This is a genomic window from Okeania sp. KiyG1 (genome assembly GCF_014132355.1).
Lineage (GTDB): Bacteria > Cyanobacteriota > Cyanobacteriia > Cyanobacteriales > Microcoleaceae > Okeania.
Genome location: NZ_BLZO01000109.1, coordinates 114027 through 133096, shown reverse-complemented (window position 1 = coordinate 133096; position 19070 = coordinate 114027). Strand labels below are relative to the sequence as shown.

Below are 19070 nucleotides of genomic sequence, written 5' to 3'. Positions count from 1 at the left end.
TTTTCCCCTCCTGGGAGGGGTTAGGGTGGGTTTCTACTCCCTTACTTTCATAAAAAATAAATATTGTGGTTGGGTTAATCTAACTGCGCAACCCAACCTACAGTTTTATAAACTAATTACAAGAATCAAATTTTCTTTTTCTCTGCATTTTGCTTATTTCTGTGACTAGCAATACGAGCCGCTCCGCTATCCACAGGACCACCAGCAATAGGAATCACCTGATACTTGCGCTCTTGTTCTAAGTTTTTTAGTTTGGTATAATCAACCCAGTGAATACAATTTACAGGACAAGTGTCGATCGCTTCTTGGATTAATTCTTCAGAGTCACCATCTTGCTGAAAAACTCTCGCTCGCCCATGATCTGCTTCTATATAAAAAGTATTATGGGCAACATGAGCGCAGTGTTTACAACCGATACAGGTAATTTCATCAACGTAAACTCCCTTTTGTCGCAACATCCCACCAAGTTCGGGTTCAAAACCTGAACGTTCGGGAGTATTGCGTAACACTCCACCAAGTTCCGGTTCAAAACCTGAACGTTCTGTGTTAGACTCAGGAGGTGATGGAGAAAAATCTAGCATTAGACCTCTGGCAAAAATAAATGGTGTTGCTGAATCAGTGTATAATATTAGTCTTAATTACTTAGGAGTCAACCCACCCCTAACCCCTCCGGTGGAGGGGGAAGACCGAGTCAGGAGGGAAGAAAGAAGAATAGACATCATTACTTAGGAGTCAACTCACCCCTAACCCCTCCGGTGGAGGGGGAAGACCGAGTCAGGAGGAAAGAAAAAGAATAGACATCTCCAATAATAAAAAATAAAATCAATGGCGTTGCTGAATTGAAGTATCATGAATGCGATTGTTTGGTTCTGTTCAAGCCCCCTAAATCCCCCGTTCAACAAAAAGCGCAGCAACATCTGGCTTCCCCCTTTTCAAGGGGGACGGGAGGGGATCACGGGGACTTTTAGAGTTTTCTTCCCCCAAAATTGGGGAGCTAGGGGGGCAAAATCAAACCCATAATCAGCAACGCCAAATCAATTATCACACTAGATATATCAATTCTTTCCCCCTACTGCCTTCTGCCTTCTACCTTCTGCCTTCTGCCTTTTAAGAACTCCAACGCTGAACAACTAGACGAATAGAGCCATCTTTGTTTTTTTGCTGTTCGGTAACTTGAAATCCTTGTTTAGTAGTTTCATTAACTACAGTGCTGTAAGCATAGCGCTGAGTCACCATACTGATAAACCGATCTACAGACCATGCTTGTTGCCAAAATTGTAGATCCGCTACCAATTCATATTCATTACCATTCCAGGCAAACCCCAGGTCATACCCATTATTTTGTTCTACAACTACTTCAGCAGTGCTAGTTTGTCCACGATAACCACGAACTTCTGTAGGACCAGATTTCCAGTCAATACCTAAATCTGTGAGAGCGGACTGCAAAGACTTCAAGTTACGAATTTGAGTTTTGATTTGACTAAAGTGTGACATAGTTATTTAAAAAGAAATAAATTGAACTCAACAAAAAAAAGAATTTTACCAGTTGCTGAAAGAAGAAACTTGCGTTGTAGCAGTCTCAGACTGATGCTGCTGTTGAGCAAAGTATTCAGAAGTTGATTCTTGAGTGAGAATAATTCCTAATTCTTCTTCTATTGCCTTAGTTACTTCTGTACAGGATGTACCGACAATGCCAGTAACTTTTTCCTGTACTCGACCATCTGGATAAATTATGAACTCTAAAGTTTCCATGTTCATAGCTAAATATTATGAACAACAGTTGTAGGACTATATGCTGACATCAATTGTTTGAAAGTGATGTCTGCTGAAATTGCTTCTTAGTTAAATGACTTTTTTAATCTAAATCAATTTTTACTAATTGATAGATTACGAGTCATTACTTAACAAAAGTTAATATAATCAGAAGCAATAAATCAGTTATTTGTTAAGTTTGACGTATATTTCTCAAACCGTCAACATATTGGACCAAGTTATGGAAGTGACGTTGGTAGATAAGTAGTTGTTTAGAATTTAAACTTTCAACTTATTTTAATATTTAAGCTCAAAGTTATTGACAAATATCACCTAAGCTGTTATGGCAAAACGGTCGATCCCTATTATCCTTAACTGTTCTAATCAATATTTTTGGATCTGTGGGTCAATTATTGCTTTTCAAGTTGAAGAAGGAAGAAGAAAGAAGAAAGGAAGAAAAAGGAAAAAATGGATGGGGACTCAAGTCCCAACAAGTTTGTAAACACCGTATAGACGGTAGGGAATTAAACCCAAAATCAAAAGATAATTGGAGAAATGTTCAAAATTATTGTGATGGTAAACTTAAGAATTTAAAGGCACAAAATAGAAGGAAAGAAGTTTTTTTGTGTTTTCTTAGTTGAGATAAATAGTTTAAATAAAATACAGATTATTATGTAGATTTAATTGACATAAATTACTGCCTGAAAATTAATAATCAATCGTAATGAATTTAAAATAAACTCTGTAATATGTGGAATAGCTTTGATTTATTATCGACTTGAGTAAAACTATTAATTATTTAGCTTCATTCAATTATTAATAATTACCGATAAATTCTGGTCTAAAGCTTCCCCTTTTAGAGATGATTTATAAAGTAAATATTAAGAGGCTGAATTTATCACTATACTTAGGTTTTGTTCGTTATCGTCCTGTAGACCTCAAATTCCTGAAACCTTGGTGATGTAAGACTTTTAGCTAAGTTTATAAATCAGCTCTTACAATTGGTTGGGGTTTGAGTCCCCATCCACTTTTTTTTCCTTCCTTCTTCTTCCTTCTTCTTTCTTCCTTCTTCAATTTCGTTTTCCACAGTAACGCCCCATAACCGATAATAAAGGTCTGTCCAATTAAATCAAACGCTATGAATATAATGCAAACTCCAAGTTCAAAAAATCAAATTCGTGTAGGTGTTTTAGGTTTCGGTGGCCTGGGTCAAGCTGCTGCTAGGGTACTTGCTCCCAAACAAGAAATGCTCTGGGTTGCTGCTGCTGACCAAAAAGGTTATGCCTACAACACTCAAGGATTAAATCCTGACCAATGTATGACCATGTACAATACTCAGGGGTCTTTAGGTCATTTAGAATCTGGTGGCGTTTTAAGTAGTCACAGTATTGAGGAACTAATCAAAGTTGCTGATACTGTAGATGGTTATTTTCTGGCCTTACCAAACTTGCCTAATACTTTTATGGCAAGTGTTGCGAAACAGTTTATTGCTGCTGGTTGGCGGGGTGTATTGGTGGATGCCATTAAGCGTACCAGTGCTGTTGAACAATTATTGGCCTTGAAAGATGAGCTACAAGCTGCGGGTATTACTTATATGACTGGTTGTGGCGCAACTCCTGGTTTATTAACTGCAGCAGCGGCTATTGCAGCTCAGAGTTATGCTGAAATTCATAGTGTGAATATTACTTTTGGAGTGGGTATTGCTAATTGGGAAGCTTACCGAGCTACAATTCGTGAGGATATTGGCCATTTGCCTGGATATGATGTGGAAAAAGCTAAGGCGATGACTGATGCTGAAGTTGAGGCTTTGTTGGAGGAGACCAATGGTCTGTTGAAGTTGGAAAATATGGAACACGCTGACGATATTATGTTGGAGTTGGCGGGAATTTGCGATCGCGACCGGGTAAGTGTGGGAGGTATTGTTGATACTCGCAACCCGAAAAAGCCTTTGAGTACGAATGTTCAGGTGACTGGTCGCACTTTTGAGGGCAAAATTTCTACACATACTTTTACATTGGGGGATGAGACAAGCATGGCGGCTAATGTTTGTGGTCCGGCATTTGGCTATTTGAAAGCTGGAGTTGCCTTATATCAAAGAGGTCTTTATGGTTTGTTTACTGCTGCGGAAGTTATGCCACAATTTGTGCGGTAGTTTAAGATAATTAGGACTTGCGCAGTACAACGTATTTTCCTCATTGCGACATTGCGACCGACAGGGAAGCAATGTCAAACCCTAATTTTTTCGTACCTCATGGGTAAGTCCTGATAATTCAAAAATCAAATTATCAAACAGGATTGGGTCGCGCAACCCCCCCTTTTAAGCTATCCCTTATAAGGAACTCCTGAAAACCTTGTGTGACCTACCCCTCGCCCCTCCCCCTCCGGTGGAGGGGAAGGGGAGTAGGGAGCAGGGGAGAAGGGAGAAAGAATCATAGTAGATAGGAAAAACTACTTAAGTTATCAAAAAAATCTACTTTTTAATACCATTTTCAAAAAATACTTTTACAGTACTTTATTCTGTTGGTAGGAGTTTTGAGATTAATACTGTAGCGACCTTTTTTGAATTTGGTATAATTCACTTTTTCTCTGGCAAAAATCTTTGAAAGTCTACTACATAACTTGTCGATTGTGTCAAGTTTTATGTTAAGAAAGATGTTGGTAAAGCATAGCCTTTTAAGGCAGGGCTGTTTCAAAGTATCGTAAGTTAACGATTTAAGGAGAACAGGAGATGAGGGGGTAGGGGAATAGGAAAATTTACCACGCATTTGCCTAAATTTGCCGATTTTTTAGTGTTGGAGTATGGTTAAACTCTGGCTAAATATCTAATTCAATTGGCTCAAATTACAACAATTCGTATTTTTGACCTTCAAGGATAATTGAGAAATTTTGCCTAAATCCTGACTATGTGTGCCAAAATTTACCATTTATACCCATATTTCTATCTCTTTCTCTGTTTTTCGCTCTTATTGAAACAGCCCTGCCCCTTTTAAGGGGAAATGTTTTTGGAGGCTTGCTCAAAACCCCTACTTCCCCTCCCCTCCACGGTCGGGGTTAGGGGTGGGTTAACTTCTGACTTCTGACTTTTGACTTCTGACTTCGTTAAGGGGGCTGAGGAAAAATTCCCCAAAAAAATGTAGGGACGTTCCATGAAACGTTCCTACAAGCGCTTTAAAAAAGGTGTATGTGAGGCTTAATGAGATGTTTTATTAATTGTGGCTCTGACAAAAAGAAGCCTATGGACAAAGGTAAACCTAAGCCCAAATCAATTAATAATTTTTCGATCTATTATAAACTTATTCAAAAGAATTCTCAACTACAATTGATACAGATTTCAACTAATTTACCCGATATATTCAAGATTAGATAGGGTTGATAGAAAAATTCCTGTCTATTCGGGGGTTATTTGAAGAGTAGTCTCTAATTATTAATAGGGCGAATACCATTCGCCCCTACAGTTAAAGAAATAATTGCTGATTTTATTGCAACTACTTCTTATTTAGCTGAAAACGAGACTAATCTATATGAGGAATTTTAAGCAGGAAAATTCTACAAATAACTTGTATTAATCACCGAAAACCATCAAAAATCTGGGTCGAGCTAGTGAGATTTTTTGACTCACCAGATTTAATGAATTTTACCAAAACTGATCGGGAGTGTTGATCATGGCAAAAATTGGCATATTTTATGGTAGCACATCAGGTGTAACTGAAGAAATCGCTGAAGCATTGCGCGACAAATTCGGGGAAGAAATTTGCGATCTTTATAGTATGGAAGAAGATTTCGACGAATATAGTCAACTTCTTGATTACGATTATTTATTATTGGGTTGTTCGACCTGGGGTGCTGGGGAAGTACAGAATGATTGGCGCGAACCACTGTTTGAGATGGATATTGAAAAACCAGATTTTACTGGAAAGACTATTGCTTTGTTTGGCGCTGGGGATCAAGTTGGTCATGGGAAGCATTTTGTTGGCGCGCTGCAAATTATGTGTGACCAGTTCGAGAAACTTGGTGCAACTATAGTAGGAGATTTTCCTATTGAGGGTTACAGTTTTGAACATTCTTCAGCGGTGCGTAATGATAAATTTGTGGGTTTGCCTATTGATGAGGTTAATCAAAGTGAGTTAACTGAAGAGAGAATTACACAGTGGGTTGAAGCGTTACGCCCCATTTTTGTAGGCACGAAAAGTGCTGTGTTGATACCTGCTTAGATATTGAAATTTGAAGGTTGATATTAAATCTGGCTAACCATCTACGCTAAAGTTGTTACGAGTTGTTTGAATCAATTCCTAAATTTGAGATATTTTTCGACTCTAGTAATGGCAACTGTTTAGCCGGGAATAGTAACATCTATCGCATCGTGTAAAAATTTGTTTTGTTTGCATCCATCTAAGTTCATCTCCTTTTGGAGTTGGGGAATATTCCTCAACTTTTTTTTTGGATATTCATGTCTGCATCAAAGTGGATTATTTATTCTTGTTGATGGTCAGGGGAAAGTATGGTTTTTTGTGTTGAATAAAAAGTCATGCATGGGGCGAACAACTTCCACTATATAAATTATCTCACAACTTTTTGGAAGATGCAAGGCAAAAAAAACTTTGCGCCTATTGAGCTTCACAAAATGATAATTTGGAGGCTGAAACGATTATTTTCTGTATTTCTGGGGGTAAATACAGAAACCAAAAACTTATCTAAAGTTCATCAAACTTACTCATAATTATAGCTATCAAACTAAAATTAGTAATTTTGCTCAGTTGTCTATTCATTGAGTCGTTATCAGCTACAATTAGGATATGAAGCTAGTTGAACGTCATGTTATTACCAAATCACATTATTTGTGGTCAGAAATAGACCACAAGGCTTTTTGTCGAAAAATTTATTCAATTTAGCTAACTATTATTATCGCCAACATTTCTTTGAAAACAAAAAGAAACTAAGCTTTAATCAACTGTATCACCAGGTATCTAAAAGTGAAGATTATCAAGCTTTACCTACAAAAGTAAGTAAGCAAATAATCATTGATATTAGACTCAGCTTGGAGTAGTTATTTTGCAGCCTTAAAAGCCTGGCAAAAACAGCCAAATAAATTTTTAGGGAAACCAAAAATCCCCAAATATAAACATAAGACAAAAGGCCGAAATATTCTGCCCTATCCAGATGAATCAATTTATAAAAAAGCCTTAAAAAAAGGAATTTGTCACCTGTCTATGAGTGAAATAAAAATCCCCACTTCACAGACAGAAATAATAGAAGCAAGAATCGTCCCAAAAAGTAGCTGTTATCTAATAGAAATAGTCTATGAAAAACAGGAGGAAATAACAAATAATCAACAAATAGCAGGAATAGATTTAGGAGTAAATAACTTAATAGCTGTAACGACAAATCAAACAGGAATATCACCTATTTTGATTAAAGGCAGACCATTAAAAGCAATTAACACCTTTTATAATAAACAGCGCTCTTGTTTACAATCTCAATTAAATAGCCACAATCAAAGTAATTCTCATCGGTTAAAAAAATTAACTCACAAAAGAAATTGTCGAGTAGAAAACTATCTCCATACAGCAAGTAAAAGAGTAATAGACTGGTGTGTAAACCATGAAATAGGAACCTTAATTATTGGGCATAATCAGACTTGGAAACAAGAGATAAAATTAGGTAAAAAGAACAATCAACAATTTGTGAACATCCCTCACTATAGGTTAATAGAGATGTTAACATATAAAGCCCAACTAAGAGGAATAAAAGTAATAATTACAGAAGAATCCTATACATCTCAATCAAGCTGCTTAGATGGGGATAATTTACCAAAATATGGAGATAAAAAACCGAAATTTAGTGGAAAAAGAGTAACGAGGGGATTGTATAAAACCAGGGAAAATAAATTATTAAATGCAGATGTAAATGGGTCATTTAATATAATTAGAAAAGTAATTCCTGATGTCTTGGACCAAGGAATAAAGGGTTTGCCGTTTAACCCTGTAGTGGTTGATCCACTTGCGTTTGACTAGACTTTCAGACCTTCTCGTTCAGTTTGAGTAAGTTTAGTTGAGCGGTGAGCCTAGCATTCTATAGAAACCCTGTTTGTCTTTTTGTCAAAGTGGATAGTTTTCTTTTGATGATGGTCAGGAGAAAATCCGGTTTTTGCGTTGAATAAAAAGTCATGTGTAGGGGCGAACGACTCCCAATATATAAATTATCTCACAATTTTTTGGGAGATGCAAGACAAAAAAAACTTGCGCCACCTTTCTTGGAGCTTCATAAAATGATGAATTGGAGGCTGAGGCGATTATTTTTTCTATTTCTGGGGTGAATTTTGTGAGGTTTCTATAGAGATAGAGGTTGAAAAATCAAGGTTAGACCATGAAAAATTCGGTAGTTTATCAAGCAATAGCAGTTTGATTAGATGATAGGAGCCATGCTTGTAGTTGATCGATTAAAGCTTGAGTGTGATGATAAGCTATCATATCCCCTCCATCGCAGAAACATTTTGCTGCAGCTTGCCAGTCTTCAATTGCTGCTTGATAAAGTCCCTGGTGGTGGTGTAATAGTCCTCGGTTTAAATAAGCTTGAGCTTCATGGGGATTAAGTTGTAGAGTCTTGCTAAAATCTTCCATTGCTCCTTCTATATTTCCCATCTTGCTACAGACACAACCTCGGTTTAAATAAGCTCTGGAGTTATTAGCATCAATATTAATAGCATAAGAAAAATCTGCCATTGCCTTGTGCATTTTTTTTGACATTAAATATGCTAAACCTCGCTCGTTATAGATATCTGCTTGATTAAAATTATTGTCTTGCTTGGTATTTGCTAAAGCTAGGTTATAGTCAACTACAGCTTTCTGATAATTTTTCAGTTCAAAATTAGCTAAACCTCGATTGTATAAAGCACGAAAATCATTATGATTTTGATTAAGGACTTTGGTATATTCTGCAATAGCTTGTTGGTAATTACCAATTTTGTAGTAGGCTAAACCTAGATTAAGATTTGCTTCTAGATTTTCTGGGTTGAGTTTAATAGCTTGGGTACAGTCAGCGATCGCTTGCTGGTACTTTTCCTGTTGAAGATAGACTAAACATCTATTACTATAAGCACTGGCAAAGTTAGAATTAAGCTCTATTGCTTTGGTGAAATTATGAACTGCTTCTTCATAGTTTTTATCTTGAGTATTAGCTATACCTTCGGTGAAAAATTTTTTATAAATTCCGCTCTGTGAGATAGCAGTTGCAGTTTTCATTGGTGGGGAGAATGAAAAAAAGATTACTGCAAAAACTATGCCAATGCTTAATAGAAATCGATAAAAGTTGTTCATAATATCTGTGAAGATTGATAATAGTTATTGGCGATAATAAGCTATGGCTTTTACATTAAATGCTAATCAGCCTCCAATAGTTTTTATTACAACTGATTATTCGAGTTCTATCTAAATTTATTATATTTATTTCAATATTAGGCGTTGGTGAATTTAGCTATGATTTTAGTGCTTAGGGAATAGGGAATAGGGAATAGGGAATAGGGAATAGGGAATAGGTAGAGACTTTGAATACAAAGTCCCTACAGATTATTTCGTTTACGGGTTGCTCGGGAGCAAGTAATGAAAGGAGTATTCATAATTATTATGTTGATTACGGTTAGTCCAAATATCTTAATTCTTATGTTGATTCACTAACGCCCAATATTAATATTGGGGTAAAATTATAGAGCTAACTCAACAGTTTCTTTCGCTCTAAATTTTCACCCCAACTAACTATTAAAGAAAAATTTATGAAGACGAGAAAATTTTCAATTGTGAAGTAGAAAATTATTCTCGCTATTGACACTCTCACCGTTAAATCAAAGATTATAACGGGAGATTCTTGTTTCCCAGATTCGTAAGCTTGGTAACAAATCAAACAAGTTGAGTTGTACCCCCGCTACTACCATCTCCACAAGCTTTCTTGCTCCGTCTTTACGCTGAGGAAACATCAGCGCAGGCGGTGCGCTTTTCTCTAACCGTGTGCCCCACGGCTATTAATTACGATAACTGATGCTGGATTAATTTGCAAGCCCTCAATTAACTTACTACTTTGAAATTCATCTCGCCGTTAAATCAGCGCGATTATAACGGGAGTCCTCTTTCAACATTTTTGATAGTTTAATGAATTACATACACAGAAAACTGGTGCATCTGTGTAGACTTTTGATACTTTTTGAAGATGGTCAGAACTTTCTGAGAAACATAAGCAATTTTTGACTAACCAATAATTACCTTGTGTTTACGGCAGTTGATATTAACCGAACAAGTCCAGTCCAACTTATTTCAAGATGAAGCTAATTTTTTACCTAAATTATTTCCATTTATCAGCTTGATCTAGAACATAAGCTGCAACATCTTCAATGTCCTTAGGTTTGAGACGACCTTTGAAAGCTGGCATTCCTCCATTACCATTTGTTACTTGATAGGCGATCGCTTCTACACCTTTTGCTTCAAAGTCCTTAAGGTATTTTACTAAGGCTTCCTTTTTCAGATTTTTCATTGGCATGATTGTATTCTTACCTCCCAAATGGCAAGCGTTACAATTAGCTCCAAATATCTGCTTTCCATGAGCTAAGTCTGCAGCTAAAGCGGGGGGTTGTACAGCAACAACAAAGAAAGCTATGGCCAATACCACAATTGATAGTAATTTTTTCAATTTAGTTCTCCTCTCTGAATACAAATACAGAAAATTATTAAATCTGCGTTGTAGATTGTAAATTGCACCTTTATATTAAGTCAAACGACAGCTTGTCAAACATAAAAATAAAATTAATCACGATCGAATAGTTTTGAATGCTACATTTTTAATTTGTACTGATGCTTTAATGTGCTTTATAGTAGAAGGAACTAAGGAAGAAGAAAGAAGGAATAAGGAAAATTCTTAACGATGTCTGAGTTTTGAACTTTTGAACTGCCCTCACCTTTCCTGCCACTGCTTTATTAATAATAAAAATAATTATTCTCCCTCTAAAATATCTAAATCACAAGAATTAATTGTGGAATTTATTAACACTTGTGGCAGAGAAATTTTTAGCTAAACCGCCGATTCATCTCACACCATAATTTTAAAGAAAAGTGTGAGATGAATAGGTGGCCAATTGAATGGGTTCGATGCCCATTCAATTTGCATACTATCCCAGCAGAAGCTTTCGCCCTAGTTGAAAAACTTGTATGATTATCTTGCAATAGCCCTGGAAATTTTCCACCATGCGCACTGGCTACCAATATAAATTAAGGCCCAACAAAGAACAAATAGCCATCATAGAAATGTGGTTGGAATTGTTGCGTCGGCAGTACAACTATCGGTTAGGCGAGCGGTTCTCATGGTGGTCAGAAAATCGCTGTCCGGTTAACGCTTGTCCCTTGGTGGTGCCAATTCCTCAACTCAGAGATAATCCAGATTATTACTCTCAAAAAAAAGATTTGGTCAATACCAAAGACAAGTTTCCTGAGTACAAGTTGATACATTCTCAGGTTTTACAGGATTGCATAAAACGGGTAAAACTTGCCTTTGATAGATGGTTTAAGGCAGACAAAAATGGACATAAATTAGGGAAACCAAGGTTTAAGGGAAAAGGGCGTTACCGCAGTTTTACTTATCCTCAAATCAAGCAAGACTGCATTCAAGAAAACAAGATCAACTTGCCCAAAATAGGCAAGATAAAGTTGATTCAACATCGGCCGTTACCTGATGGTTTTCACTCTTAAACTGTGACGATTAGTCGTAAAGCAGATGGTTATTATCTGACTTTATCCCTAGAAGAAAAATCAGTTCCAGCTTTGAGTTGTGAAGTTGAACCTACATTAAAAAACACTCTGGGAATTGATATGGGACTGAAGGAATTCTTAGTAACAAGTGAAGGAGAATCTGTTCCCATCCCTCAATACTATCGCTCTTCTCAGCAGCGATTAAAGATTCTACAGAAACGTTTATCTCGAAAGAAAAAAGGAAGTAAAAGGTGGCTCAAAGCTCTTCTAGCTGTAGCTAAACAACATAAAAAGGTTGCCGATAAACGTAAAGATTTTCATTTCAAAACAGCCAATGAATTGTTATCAAAAGCAGAAGTTATCGCCCATGTAGACGCGGAGCGCGGCGTGCCGGAGGCAAACTTAAACATTAAAGGGCTAACAAAGACTCGTTTGAGTAAATCAATTAACGATGCTGGATGGGGACAATTCCTGTCTATTTTAAATGTCAAAGCTGTTAGCGCAGCTCCTCCGCAGGAGGCAAATGCTGGACAGAAGACTATAGCAGTAAACCCCAAAAATACTAGCCAAGATTGCTCAAATTGTGGTGAAAAAGTCGATAAAGAATTAAACATGCGAACTCATTGTTGCCCACATTGCGGTATTGTAATAGACCGCGATTTGAACGCGGCGATCAATATCAAAAATAGGGCGGCAGGGCATTCCGTCCTTAAAGCACGCGCTTGCCCGACGGGATACCGGGGCTGCGAAACGAGAAGCCCACACTATAGCGCCTGCTTAGTGTGGGAGTATGTCACTAATTTGCACAAGAACAAGTATTCTTGTGATTACCTTGATAAACTACAGTAAAGCAAATTTAAAGTAGTTTCTCACACTTAAGTTCTGCGATTATTCTACAACCATATGGCCCACCATTCCTGCTCCACGGTGAGGAGTACAGAAAAATTCGTAATCACCAGACTCAGCATCTGCTGGAATATTTACATCAAAGCTTTCTCCAGCTTTATAGGCCAAGTTTTTGTGGGAAAGTGATTTGGCTAGATCTGAATCTGGTGAGTTACCAGAATTGAACATTACATTATGAGGTGCGAGCATACCATTTTTAAATGTAACTGTATCACCTGGTTTAACAGCTATTTTCCTGGGACTAAATTGTAGTCCACCAGCACCCATTGTTACTTCATAGTTTGCGGCTTGTGCTGGATGAGAAAATACTAGACTACCAATAACTAGCATTGCTACAGAAGCTAGTAGTGCTACAGACTTAGAAAGTGAAGAAATAAAACGCATTTTTACTCCTGTTTTTTTAAGATGATTATGTATTCACGGGTCATTATACAATAGATATCTCCGAAAAAACCTGAAACCCTGATTATCTCAGGGTGAAAATCTAATTTCTGGAGATTTTTAATCGTAAAACGACAGATTGTCATACTTAAATAATTTACCAGAAAAAAGGATAAATTTTACCTACTGTGTTGTCAAAATCTAAGAAATAAAAAATAATGAGTTCTTTACCAGATCACCGTCCACAACAAATGTCTTTAGGCCCTCTGGAAACAGAGATTTTGAATATTGTTTGGAAATTAGGTTGTGCCACAGTTAAACAGGTACATGAAAATATTCTGGCTGACCCTGACCGAGAACTAGCTTATACTTCAGTAACTACAGTGCTACGTCGCCTGACTCAAAAGGGTTGGTTAGTTTGTGATGAAAGTGAGCGTGCTTTTGTGTGGCGACCTTTAATTTCTCGTCGAGAAGCTCAAATGTTAAAAGCGCATCAACAATTAAATAAATTTCTGGAAGTGGGAAACCCAGATTTGGTGGCCTCTTTTGCGGATAGTCTAGATTCTGCTAGTATCAAACAAATAGAAGCGATCGCCGAAAAGCTAAAAGCTATACGCAAAGTTAGGGAGGAGAAACCATAATGCACCTCATTATTATTTTGGCAGCTATTGGCCTATCTTATGGTCTCAGAAAAGCTGACTTTTTTGCTCCATCTAATTGGGGCCAACGTTGGGAGCGATCGCTGCTGTTATTTATTTCTCCTCCCATAATATTGATTACAACGGCCATTGCAGTTATTTGTATGGGTCATCAAGGAGAAATGCTTGGACTATCTACTGGATGGTTTAGTTATTTATTGGCCTGGAGCTTTTGTGGATGGACAGCTATTTTAGGTTTGATTTTAGGTTATCAAGGTTGGCGGTCTGTACAAAAGGTGAATAATTATCCTCAGATAATTATTGAGGGTAAATCAGTGCGTTTACTGGATAATCCTATTTTATTTAGTGCCCAAATAGGCTTTTGGAATTCTCAGTTAGTAGTTAGTAAAGGACTTGTAGAAAGATTAAATTCCGATCAACTTTATGCAGTTTTAAATCACGAACAAGCACATTATTATTATCGAGATAATTTTTGTTTTTTTTGGTTAGGTTGGTTAGGAAAAATTGCGCCTTTTTTACCAAAGACTGAAATGTTGTGGCATGAACTTTTGACTCTTCGAGAAGTTCGTGCCGATCGGTGGGCAAGAAAACAAGTTGATGGATTATTATTGGCGGAGACTTTGTTGTTAATGGTGAGCGATCGTTTAACTCAGACAGCTAATTTTGCTGCGGCATTTAGTTGTACCACTCCCCCTAACCGTTTGACGGAAAGAATTGATGCGTTGTTAGCGGAACCAGATTTTTCTATACAACAAAATAATTACTGGTTTTGGAGTTGGGTATTGTTAAATTTTTTCCCTTTAATAACTATGTTATTTCATCAATAGAAGAAGGAGTAATTTCAGTTATCAGTTATCAGTTATCAGTTATCAGGAGTAGGAAGGAGGAATAATTGTTATAGCAGAGAACAGGGAACAGGGAACGGTGGGAAATATTTTCCTGTCTTACGGTTTATTCTCATTCTATGTACTAACGAACCCATTATTTGCTATAGAGTAATTAGGGCTTGCTAATTAAATATCAAACCATTGACAGGTAGAGGTTGTAGCATTTTTTTGTTTCAAAAAGTGCCAGCTTTTCAGTGGAAAAAACTCAAAAAGCTAGTATTTTGGGACGATTATAGCAGAAAAATCAAGAGACAATTTTTCCGACTACCTCCTCTATAATTTCCATTTCTCCTGACTCCTGACTCCTACCCCTACCAAAAGACTTTAATTCAGTAAACCCTAATTAGATTGATATCAGAGAAGAAAAAAAGAATCTCAATTTAAATCTCAATCAAAACGTGAAGCGCCAGAATTTAGAGGGTCGTTAAAAACCCCCTAAATTTCTTGATAAATTTTCATCTTTAGCCTTTTTTAACCCAGAGATATGTGGCACTACACAATTAGGTTAGGGCAATACTAAATGGTGAAAGTAAGTCAGAGATTACTTTTGACTGTCTTTAGTGCGTCTTACATTCTGTTGACGTAGCCTTTCCGCAGGAAATAGAAACCTCGCCAATTAGCACTCGCTTTTGTAGGGGCGAATGGCCATTCGCCCCTACTGACTTTTGACTTTTGAATTTTGAATTTTGATATCTAAGCTGCTGACAAGAAATATTGCTGTCTTTTCTGATGCTGTAAATTATGCATGTGTTCAAACAATTTCCAACAATATTCTTCAGAAAGTCCACAAGTTATAGCTCCTCTAAGTACAACATTAAGATACCAATCGTTAGGAGCTAATTCCTGGGGTAATTTATCTATAACAGTATAGGTACAAACCTCGCTATATAATTTCCCCTGACTATACACCTTAATTATTTCTGGTCGATAACCACCGCAGTGAATTTGTTTAATAAAATCGAATTTTACAGTTTCTCTTTCATCTAGGCGAGGGCGTAACCTTAAAGGTAAATGATAAAGCACTCCTTCTACATTAGAATTCGGGTCTTTTACTACATCTAATGCTCCACAATTACGCTTTTCTGAATAACGATAAAATCCAATTCTATATCCTTTAAGTGTAGCCGGACCGATGACGTAAGGATGGGTATTTTCTCCCAAGGTTCGTTTTAAGTCTACAGGACACATACAAGATCCATAGGCAAAGTAGTAAAACTTTTTCTCTGTAGAAGTCTGCTTGTTCATCTTAGTTATTGATTTGAAACTCTGAGTTAATAGATGTCTAGAAAAACAGATTTTATTCGAGCTTATACATTCAATTGTGCAGAATGTTTGATAGTTTTTTCTGTTAGATTTTGCACAATATAGCGTTTTTATCTAGGATGGACTGTGGGGAGTGGGGGAGTGGGGGATTGGGGGAGTGGGGAGTAGGGGAGTAGGGAGTGAGGGAGTGGGGAGTAGGGGAGTAGGGAGTGGGGAGTGGGGGAGTAGTCATTTCAGTCTTACCGAATAATTAATGATTAATAATTAATAATTAATAATTAAATAATTCTGGTTTAAAGTCTCCCCTTTTAAGGGGAAAAAAAGTGCTAGGATATTTCCTTATATTCAATTCCATAACGGTTAAAACCTGAGGTAATTATCAATTATCCATTATCAATTATCAATTAATGAATTCTTCCTTCTGCCATAATTAGATTATTCCCATAAGCGACGACCAGAGGAACCTTTAAGTTTTTGATGGGTATCTTTCAACAAACTCGGTATATCTAAATTTTCTGGACACCTGGGTAAACATTCGCCACATTCAGTACATCGACTTCCTTTATTACCTGGAAACCAATGACCTGCATTTTCAAACATCCCATATCGATACTTACCGAATTCCGTCATATCATAAGCTACAGTCAAATTTCTTAATCTCAAAACTTCTGGAATGTGAATATTTTCTGGGCATGGCAAACAAGCATAACATTGACTACATTTTTCTGTGCCTAACCTTGTTAAAGCCTGAGTTTCCAAACGCTGAAATATTTCAATTTCTTGAGGAGTGAGAGGTTGTGTGCGATCGCTAAGACTCAAAGGCCATTCTAATTCTTGTGGCCTAGCAGCACCCACACTGAGGGTTGTTATTCTTGGGTCACTTAACAAAAATCGATAATTTAATTCTAATGGAGAAAAAGGTTGACATAATTTCTCAAGGGTAGGAGATGGTGTATATAATTGCCCACCTTTATCTGCTGGAGAAATAATAAAAATGCCCATATCTTTTTGTTTAGCTAACTCTATTGCAGGAGCATTACGTTGGAAAAAGTAGTAGTAATGTAAGTTAATAAATTGGAAAAAGTCAGTATTAATAGTTGCTAAGATTACATCTAAAGGGCCATGAGTAGAAAAACCAATGTGTCTAACTCGCCCATCATCAAGCATTTTATGTATTGCTTTAATTCCATGAAGGGTAATTTCTAAATGTTCCCAAGTGTTAATGCCGTGAATAGCCAAAAAGTCTAAATAGTCTGTATTTAGGTTTTCTAGAGATTCATTTATATAGCGCTCTATCAAACCGACATCTTTTGTGGGTGTAATTTTTGTAGTGATATAAAGTTGGGTACGCTGCAGCTCACAGACCAACGCCGCACCCAAATATTTTTCACTTTTACCATAACCTCTAGCTGTTTCTATATGGTTAATTCCCATATTCACAGCTTGCTTGATCGTTTCTACAGCATTTTCCTGAGATACCAAGTATCGCATAGTTCCCAAAGAAAAAACTGAGAGGTTTAAGTTCGTTTTGCCAAACCTGCGGTAGTGCACCTATATACTTTAGTTTTTAGTTTTGCTATTTAGTGGTCGCTTCTCCCTAGGTATTTTAATATAGCAGTTCGCCTATAATGCCTATAAGTTTAAGTGAATCAAACAATATAATAGAATCTGCCATAGGCAATACCTGAGTCCTAACTAATATTTATTAGTTGGCCAAGGTTATTTCAGTTATCAGCACCTCTAGCTGTTTGCGCAGCATGACCTAGGAAAGCATTGGGATGGAAAATATGAAATCTTCCTTTTTTATCCTCTTAAAAGAGCAGACTTCAGACCCAAATTTTTCGGTTCAAATAAACTTTCAGAAAGTTTTCAGCTAAATAAATCTTCTTTTACTTTTGCATTTTCAATTCTATTAAAATAGTATTATGATAATCCACCAGTGCTAGAACCACCACGTTTGATTAAATCTTCAGGGCGAAGTTTTGATATAAAGTCCCTAAAAGCTTGCCTTTCTGCCTCATCTGCATCTCGGTCTACTGGAATTGAGGCATCTGCTACAACTTCTTCCATTACCCAGATGGGACTATTTGTACGGAGAGCAATAGCGATCGCATCACTGGGCCTAGCATCAATTTCTTTTTTAGTTTCTCCTTGCTTCATAATCAGCGCCGCATAGAAGGTGTTATCTTGCAATGAATGAATTACCACCTTTTCCAAGACCCCACTTAGTGATTCTAAAATACTGACTGTGAGGTCGTGAGTCAATGGACGTGGTGGCTGATGGTTTTCCAGAGCGCTAATAATTGCTTTGGCCTGGTCTTGACCTATATAGATAGGTAGAGCACGTCTCTCCGTACCATCTCTTAATAACACAATTGGATTGCGTGTTGATGCATCCAAAGCTATTCCTGCTACTTTCATTTCAATCATTGGCTCGGCCTCATTTTATAGTAATTTTTGTCAAGCTGTATAGAATGTAAGTGAGTATAGATATAGATCGGGATCGAGTAATTTTTAGTATTACTTGATATTTACCTATATGAGTCATTTTTACATTCATTTATTATCTTCGATCTTTGAGAGTATGGTGTCTACCTTGACTAATGGCTCACCATGATATACAAACCGTGTAATTTCAAGACTAGCATTGCTGCTCATAGAATATGAATAGAGTTTGTGTTCATAAAATTTAACTAATATTTAATTAATTAATCAGAGGAAAAACAGTGTTTACAGGATTGATTCAAGCTTTAGGAAAAATTAAGCTTTTAGAAGAAAGCCAAATTTTAGTTTCTCTGGCATCATCTAGTAGCAGTAAAATCATCTTGGAAGATTTGGCCATTGGTGATAGTGTCGCTGTAGATGGTGTTTGTCTAACAGTAATAGACATTTTAGCTCAAGGATTTGTGGCGATCGTATCACCTGAGACCTTAAAACGTAGTACATTAGGCCAAATATCGGATAGGTATGTGAATCTTGAGACTTCATTACGAGCAGGTAGTAAGTTAGGAGGCCATTTTGTTACTGGTCATATTGACGGGGTTGGACGCTTGGAAAGCTCTGTGGAAACTATTAATGCCTGGGAAATGAGATTTACTGCTTCACAAATAAGGGACGACAGGTGGCAACGTCAGATAGCTCCCTATATTGTGTCTAAAGGGAGTGTAGCAGTTAATGGCATTAGTTTAACTGTGGCAGATTGTGATGTGGATGGCAATTGGTTTGAGGTAGCAGTTATTCCCCACAGTTTTAATGAAACAAATTTGTGTCATTTAAAAGCAAGTAGTTTAGTGAATATTGAGGTAGATATTCTTGGTAAATATGTGGCTAAGTTTCTACATCAGAACTCTAATAACCATTCAGTTTTGGTAGGAAATTCTCATGTTAATAGTTTCCAAGATATTACACCACAATTTTTGAGTGAAAACGGTTTTATTTAGAAGAGGGAAGAGGGAACAGGGAACAGGGAACAGGGAACAGGGAACCCACCCTAACCC

General features: G+C 37.0%; 20 protein-coding genes. 11 read left to right on the top strand and 9 right to left on the bottom strand.

The window, feature by feature from the left end; all coding sequences use genetic code 11:
• Positions 1-125: 125 nt before the first annotated feature.
• Entirely contained in the window at positions 126-581 is a 456-nt protein-coding gene (locus SAGCYANO_RS25990) for a ferredoxin (RefSeq protein WP_202222729.1), read from the bottom strand.
• Between SAGCYANO_RS25990 and SAGCYANO_RS25985 the strand changes: the two genes are divergently transcribed.
• Positions 499-729: a hypothetical protein gene (locus SAGCYANO_RS25985; protein ID WP_202222748.1), complete on the top strand. Its 231-nt coding sequence runs from the start codon at positions 499-501 to the stop codon at positions 727-729. The genes SAGCYANO_RS25990 and SAGCYANO_RS25985 overlap by 83 nt on opposite strands.
• Positions 730-1107: 378 nt before the next feature.
• On the opposite strand, the gene SAGCYANO_RS25980 is transcribed toward SAGCYANO_RS25985, so the two are convergent.
• Complete coding sequence (locus SAGCYANO_RS25980; RefSeq protein ID WP_202222728.1) at positions 1108-1494, bottom strand: DUF1257 domain-containing protein; 387 nt, start codon at positions 1492-1494, stop codon at positions 1108-1110.
• Between the two features lie 45 nt (positions 1495-1539).
• Complete coding sequence (locus tag SAGCYANO_RS25975; RefSeq protein WP_202222745.1) at positions 1540-1752, bottom strand: DUF2997 domain-containing protein; 213 nt, start codon at positions 1750-1752, stop codon at positions 1540-1542.
• A gap of 401 nt (positions 1753-2153) precedes the next feature.
• Here SAGCYANO_RS25975 and SAGCYANO_RS25970 point away from each other — a divergent pair, with 401 nt between their 5' ends.
• The 5 genes from SAGCYANO_RS25970 (at position 2154) to SAGCYANO_RS25955 (ending at position 7763) form a co-directional block, all read left to right on the top strand.
• Complete coding sequence (locus SAGCYANO_RS25970; protein WP_202222727.1) at positions 2154-2393, top strand: hypothetical protein; 240 nt, start codon at positions 2154-2156, stop codon at positions 2391-2393.
• 497 nt (positions 2394-2890) lie between these two features.
• On the top strand, positions 2891-3904 hold the full coding sequence (locus SAGCYANO_RS25965; RefSeq protein ID WP_202222726.1) for a saccharopine dehydrogenase-like oxidoreductase: 1014 nt from the start codon (positions 2891-2893) through the stop codon (positions 3902-3904).
• A gap of 1510 nt (positions 3905-5414) precedes the next feature.
• Entirely contained in the window at positions 5415-5963 is a 549-nt protein-coding gene (locus SAGCYANO_RS25960; RefSeq protein WP_202222725.1) for a flavodoxin, read from the top strand.
• A 626-nt stretch (positions 5964-6589) separates the two neighbouring features.
• Complete coding sequence (locus tag SAGCYANO_RS45655; protein ID WP_237396693.1) at positions 6590-6796, top strand: hypothetical protein; 207 nt, start codon at positions 6590-6592, stop codon at positions 6794-6796.
• A complete protein-coding gene (locus SAGCYANO_RS25955) occupies positions 6771-7763 on the top strand; it encodes a transposase (RefSeq protein ID WP_237396692.1) in 993 nt (330 codons plus the stop codon). Before SAGCYANO_RS45655 ends, SAGCYANO_RS25955 begins: the two co-directional genes overlap by 26 nt.
• 372 nt (positions 7764-8135) lie before the next feature.
• Here the strand turns inward: SAGCYANO_RS25955 and SAGCYANO_RS25950 are convergent, their stop codons facing one another.
• Both SAGCYANO_RS25950 and petJ read right to left on the bottom strand, forming a co-directional pair.
• Positions 8136-8990 carry a tetratricopeptide repeat protein gene (locus SAGCYANO_RS25950; protein ID WP_202222724.1) on the bottom strand — a complete coding sequence of 285 codons (855 nt, stop codon included), beginning with the start codon at positions 8988-8990 and terminating at the stop codon, positions 8136-8138.
• A gap of 1090 nt (positions 8991-10080) precedes the next feature.
• On the bottom strand, positions 10081-10425 hold the full coding sequence (gene petJ / locus SAGCYANO_RS25945; RefSeq protein WP_202222723.1) for a cytochrome c6 PetJ: 345 nt from the start codon (positions 10423-10425) through the stop codon (positions 10081-10083).
• A gap of 551 nt (positions 10426-10976) precedes the next feature.
• Here petJ and SAGCYANO_RS50655 point away from each other — a divergent pair.
• Together SAGCYANO_RS50655 and SAGCYANO_RS50650 are read left to right on the top strand one after the other, a co-directional pair.
• Positions 10977-11477, top strand: coding sequence for an RNA-guided endonuclease InsQ/TnpB family protein (locus SAGCYANO_RS50655; protein ID WP_375339992.1), 501 nt, complete (start codon positions 10977-10979; stop codon positions 11475-11477).
• Between the two features lie 3 nt (positions 11478-11480).
• Positions 11481-12326 carry an RNA-guided endonuclease InsQ/TnpB family protein gene (locus tag SAGCYANO_RS50650; RefSeq protein WP_375339991.1) on the top strand — a complete coding sequence of 282 codons (846 nt, stop codon included), beginning with the start codon at positions 11481-11483 and terminating at the stop codon, positions 12324-12326.
• 39 nt (positions 12327-12365) lie between these two features.
• On the opposite strand, the gene petE is transcribed toward SAGCYANO_RS50650, so the two are convergent.
• Complete coding sequence (gene petE, locus SAGCYANO_RS25935; protein WP_202222722.1) at positions 12366-12767, bottom strand: plastocyanin; 402 nt, start codon at positions 12765-12767, stop codon at positions 12366-12368.
• A gap of 215 nt (positions 12768-12982) precedes the next feature.
• Between petE and SAGCYANO_RS25930 the strand changes: the two genes are divergently transcribed.
• Positions 12983-13405, top strand: coding sequence for a BlaI/MecI/CopY family transcriptional regulator (locus SAGCYANO_RS25930; protein WP_202222721.1), 423 nt, complete (start codon positions 12983-12985; stop codon positions 13403-13405).
• Positions 13405-14250, top strand: coding sequence for a M56 family metallopeptidase (locus SAGCYANO_RS25925; protein ID WP_202222720.1), 846 nt, complete (start codon positions 13405-13407; stop codon positions 14248-14250). The genes SAGCYANO_RS25930 and SAGCYANO_RS25925 overlap by 1 nt, the downstream gene beginning before the upstream one ends.
• A gap of 753 nt (positions 14251-15003) precedes the next feature.
• Here the strand turns inward: SAGCYANO_RS25925 and SAGCYANO_RS25920 are convergent.
• The 3 genes from SAGCYANO_RS25920 to SAGCYANO_RS25910 form a co-directional block, all read right to left on the bottom strand.
• The gene (locus SAGCYANO_RS25920; RefSeq protein WP_202222719.1) at positions 15004-15555 is read right to left on the bottom strand and encodes a gamma-glutamylcyclotransferase; all 552 of its coding nucleotides are present in this window, start codon (positions 15553-15555) and stop codon (positions 15004-15006) included.
• Positions 15556-16008: 453 nt separating this feature from the next.
• Positions 16009-17124, bottom strand: a complete 1116-nt coding sequence (locus SAGCYANO_RS25915; RefSeq protein ID WP_202222718.1) for an aldo/keto reductase — start codon at positions 17122-17124, stop codon at positions 16009-16011.
• A 372-nt stretch (positions 17125-17496) separates the two neighbouring features.
• Entirely contained in the window at positions 17497-18003 is a 507-nt protein-coding gene (locus SAGCYANO_RS25910; RefSeq protein WP_202222717.1) for a bifunctional nuclease family protein, read from the bottom strand.
• A gap of 296 nt (positions 18004-18299) precedes the next feature.
• On the opposite strand from SAGCYANO_RS25910, the gene ribE reads away from it, so the two are divergent.
• Entirely contained in the window at positions 18300-19013 is a 714-nt protein-coding gene (gene ribE, locus SAGCYANO_RS25905; RefSeq protein ID WP_202222716.1) for a riboflavin synthase, read from the top strand.
• The last annotated feature ends 57 nt before the right edge of the window (positions 19014-19070 follow it).

What these genes read in the sequence shown, in the direction of transcription:
- SAGCYANO_RS25925 (WP_202222720.1), top strand. Translation starts at nt 13,405, where the DNA reads ATGCACCTCATTATTATTTTGGCAGCTATTGGCCTATCTTATGGTCTC.
- SAGCYANO_RS25930 (WP_202222721.1), top strand. Translation starts at nt 12,983, where the DNA reads ATGAGTTCTTTACCAGATCACCGTCCACAACAAATGTCTTTAGGCCCT.
- SAGCYANO_RS25965 (WP_202222726.1), top strand. Translation starts at nt 2,891, where the DNA reads ATGAATATAATGCAAACTCCAAGTTCAAAAAATCAAATTCGTGTAGGT.
- SAGCYANO_RS50655 (WP_375339992.1), top strand. Translation starts at nt 10,977, where the DNA reads ATGCGCACTGGCTACCAATATAAATTAAGGCCCAACAAAGAACAAATA.
- SAGCYANO_RS25975 (WP_202222745.1), bottom strand. Translation starts at nt 1,752, where the DNA reads ATGGAAACTTTAGAGTTCATAATTTATCCAGATGGTCGAGTACAGGAA.
- SAGCYANO_RS25990 (WP_202222729.1), bottom strand. Translation starts at nt 581, where the DNA reads ATGCTAGATTTTTCTCCATCACCTCCTGAGTCTAACACAGAACGTTCA.
- SAGCYANO_RS25960 (WP_202222725.1), top strand. Translation starts at nt 5,415, where the DNA reads ATGGCAAAAATTGGCATATTTTATGGTAGCACATCAGGTGTAACTGAA.
- SAGCYANO_RS25980 (WP_202222728.1), bottom strand. Translation starts at nt 1,494, where the DNA reads ATGTCACACTTTAGTCAAATCAAAACTCAAATTCGTAACTTGAAGTCT.
- SAGCYANO_RS25950 (WP_202222724.1), bottom strand. Translation starts at nt 8,990, where the DNA reads ATGAAAACTGCAACTGCTATCTCACAGAGCGGAATTTATAAAAAATTT.
- petE (WP_202222722.1), bottom strand. Translation starts at nt 12,767, where the DNA reads ATGCGTTTTATTTCTTCACTTTCTAAGTCTGTAGCACTACTAGCTTCT.
- SAGCYANO_RS25920 (WP_202222719.1), bottom strand. Translation starts at nt 15,555, where the DNA reads ATGAACAAGCAGACTTCTACAGAGAAAAAGTTTTACTACTTTGCCTAT.
- SAGCYANO_RS25910 (WP_202222717.1), bottom strand. Translation starts at nt 18,003, where the DNA reads ATGATTGAAATGAAAGTAGCAGGAATAGCTTTGGATGCATCAACACGC.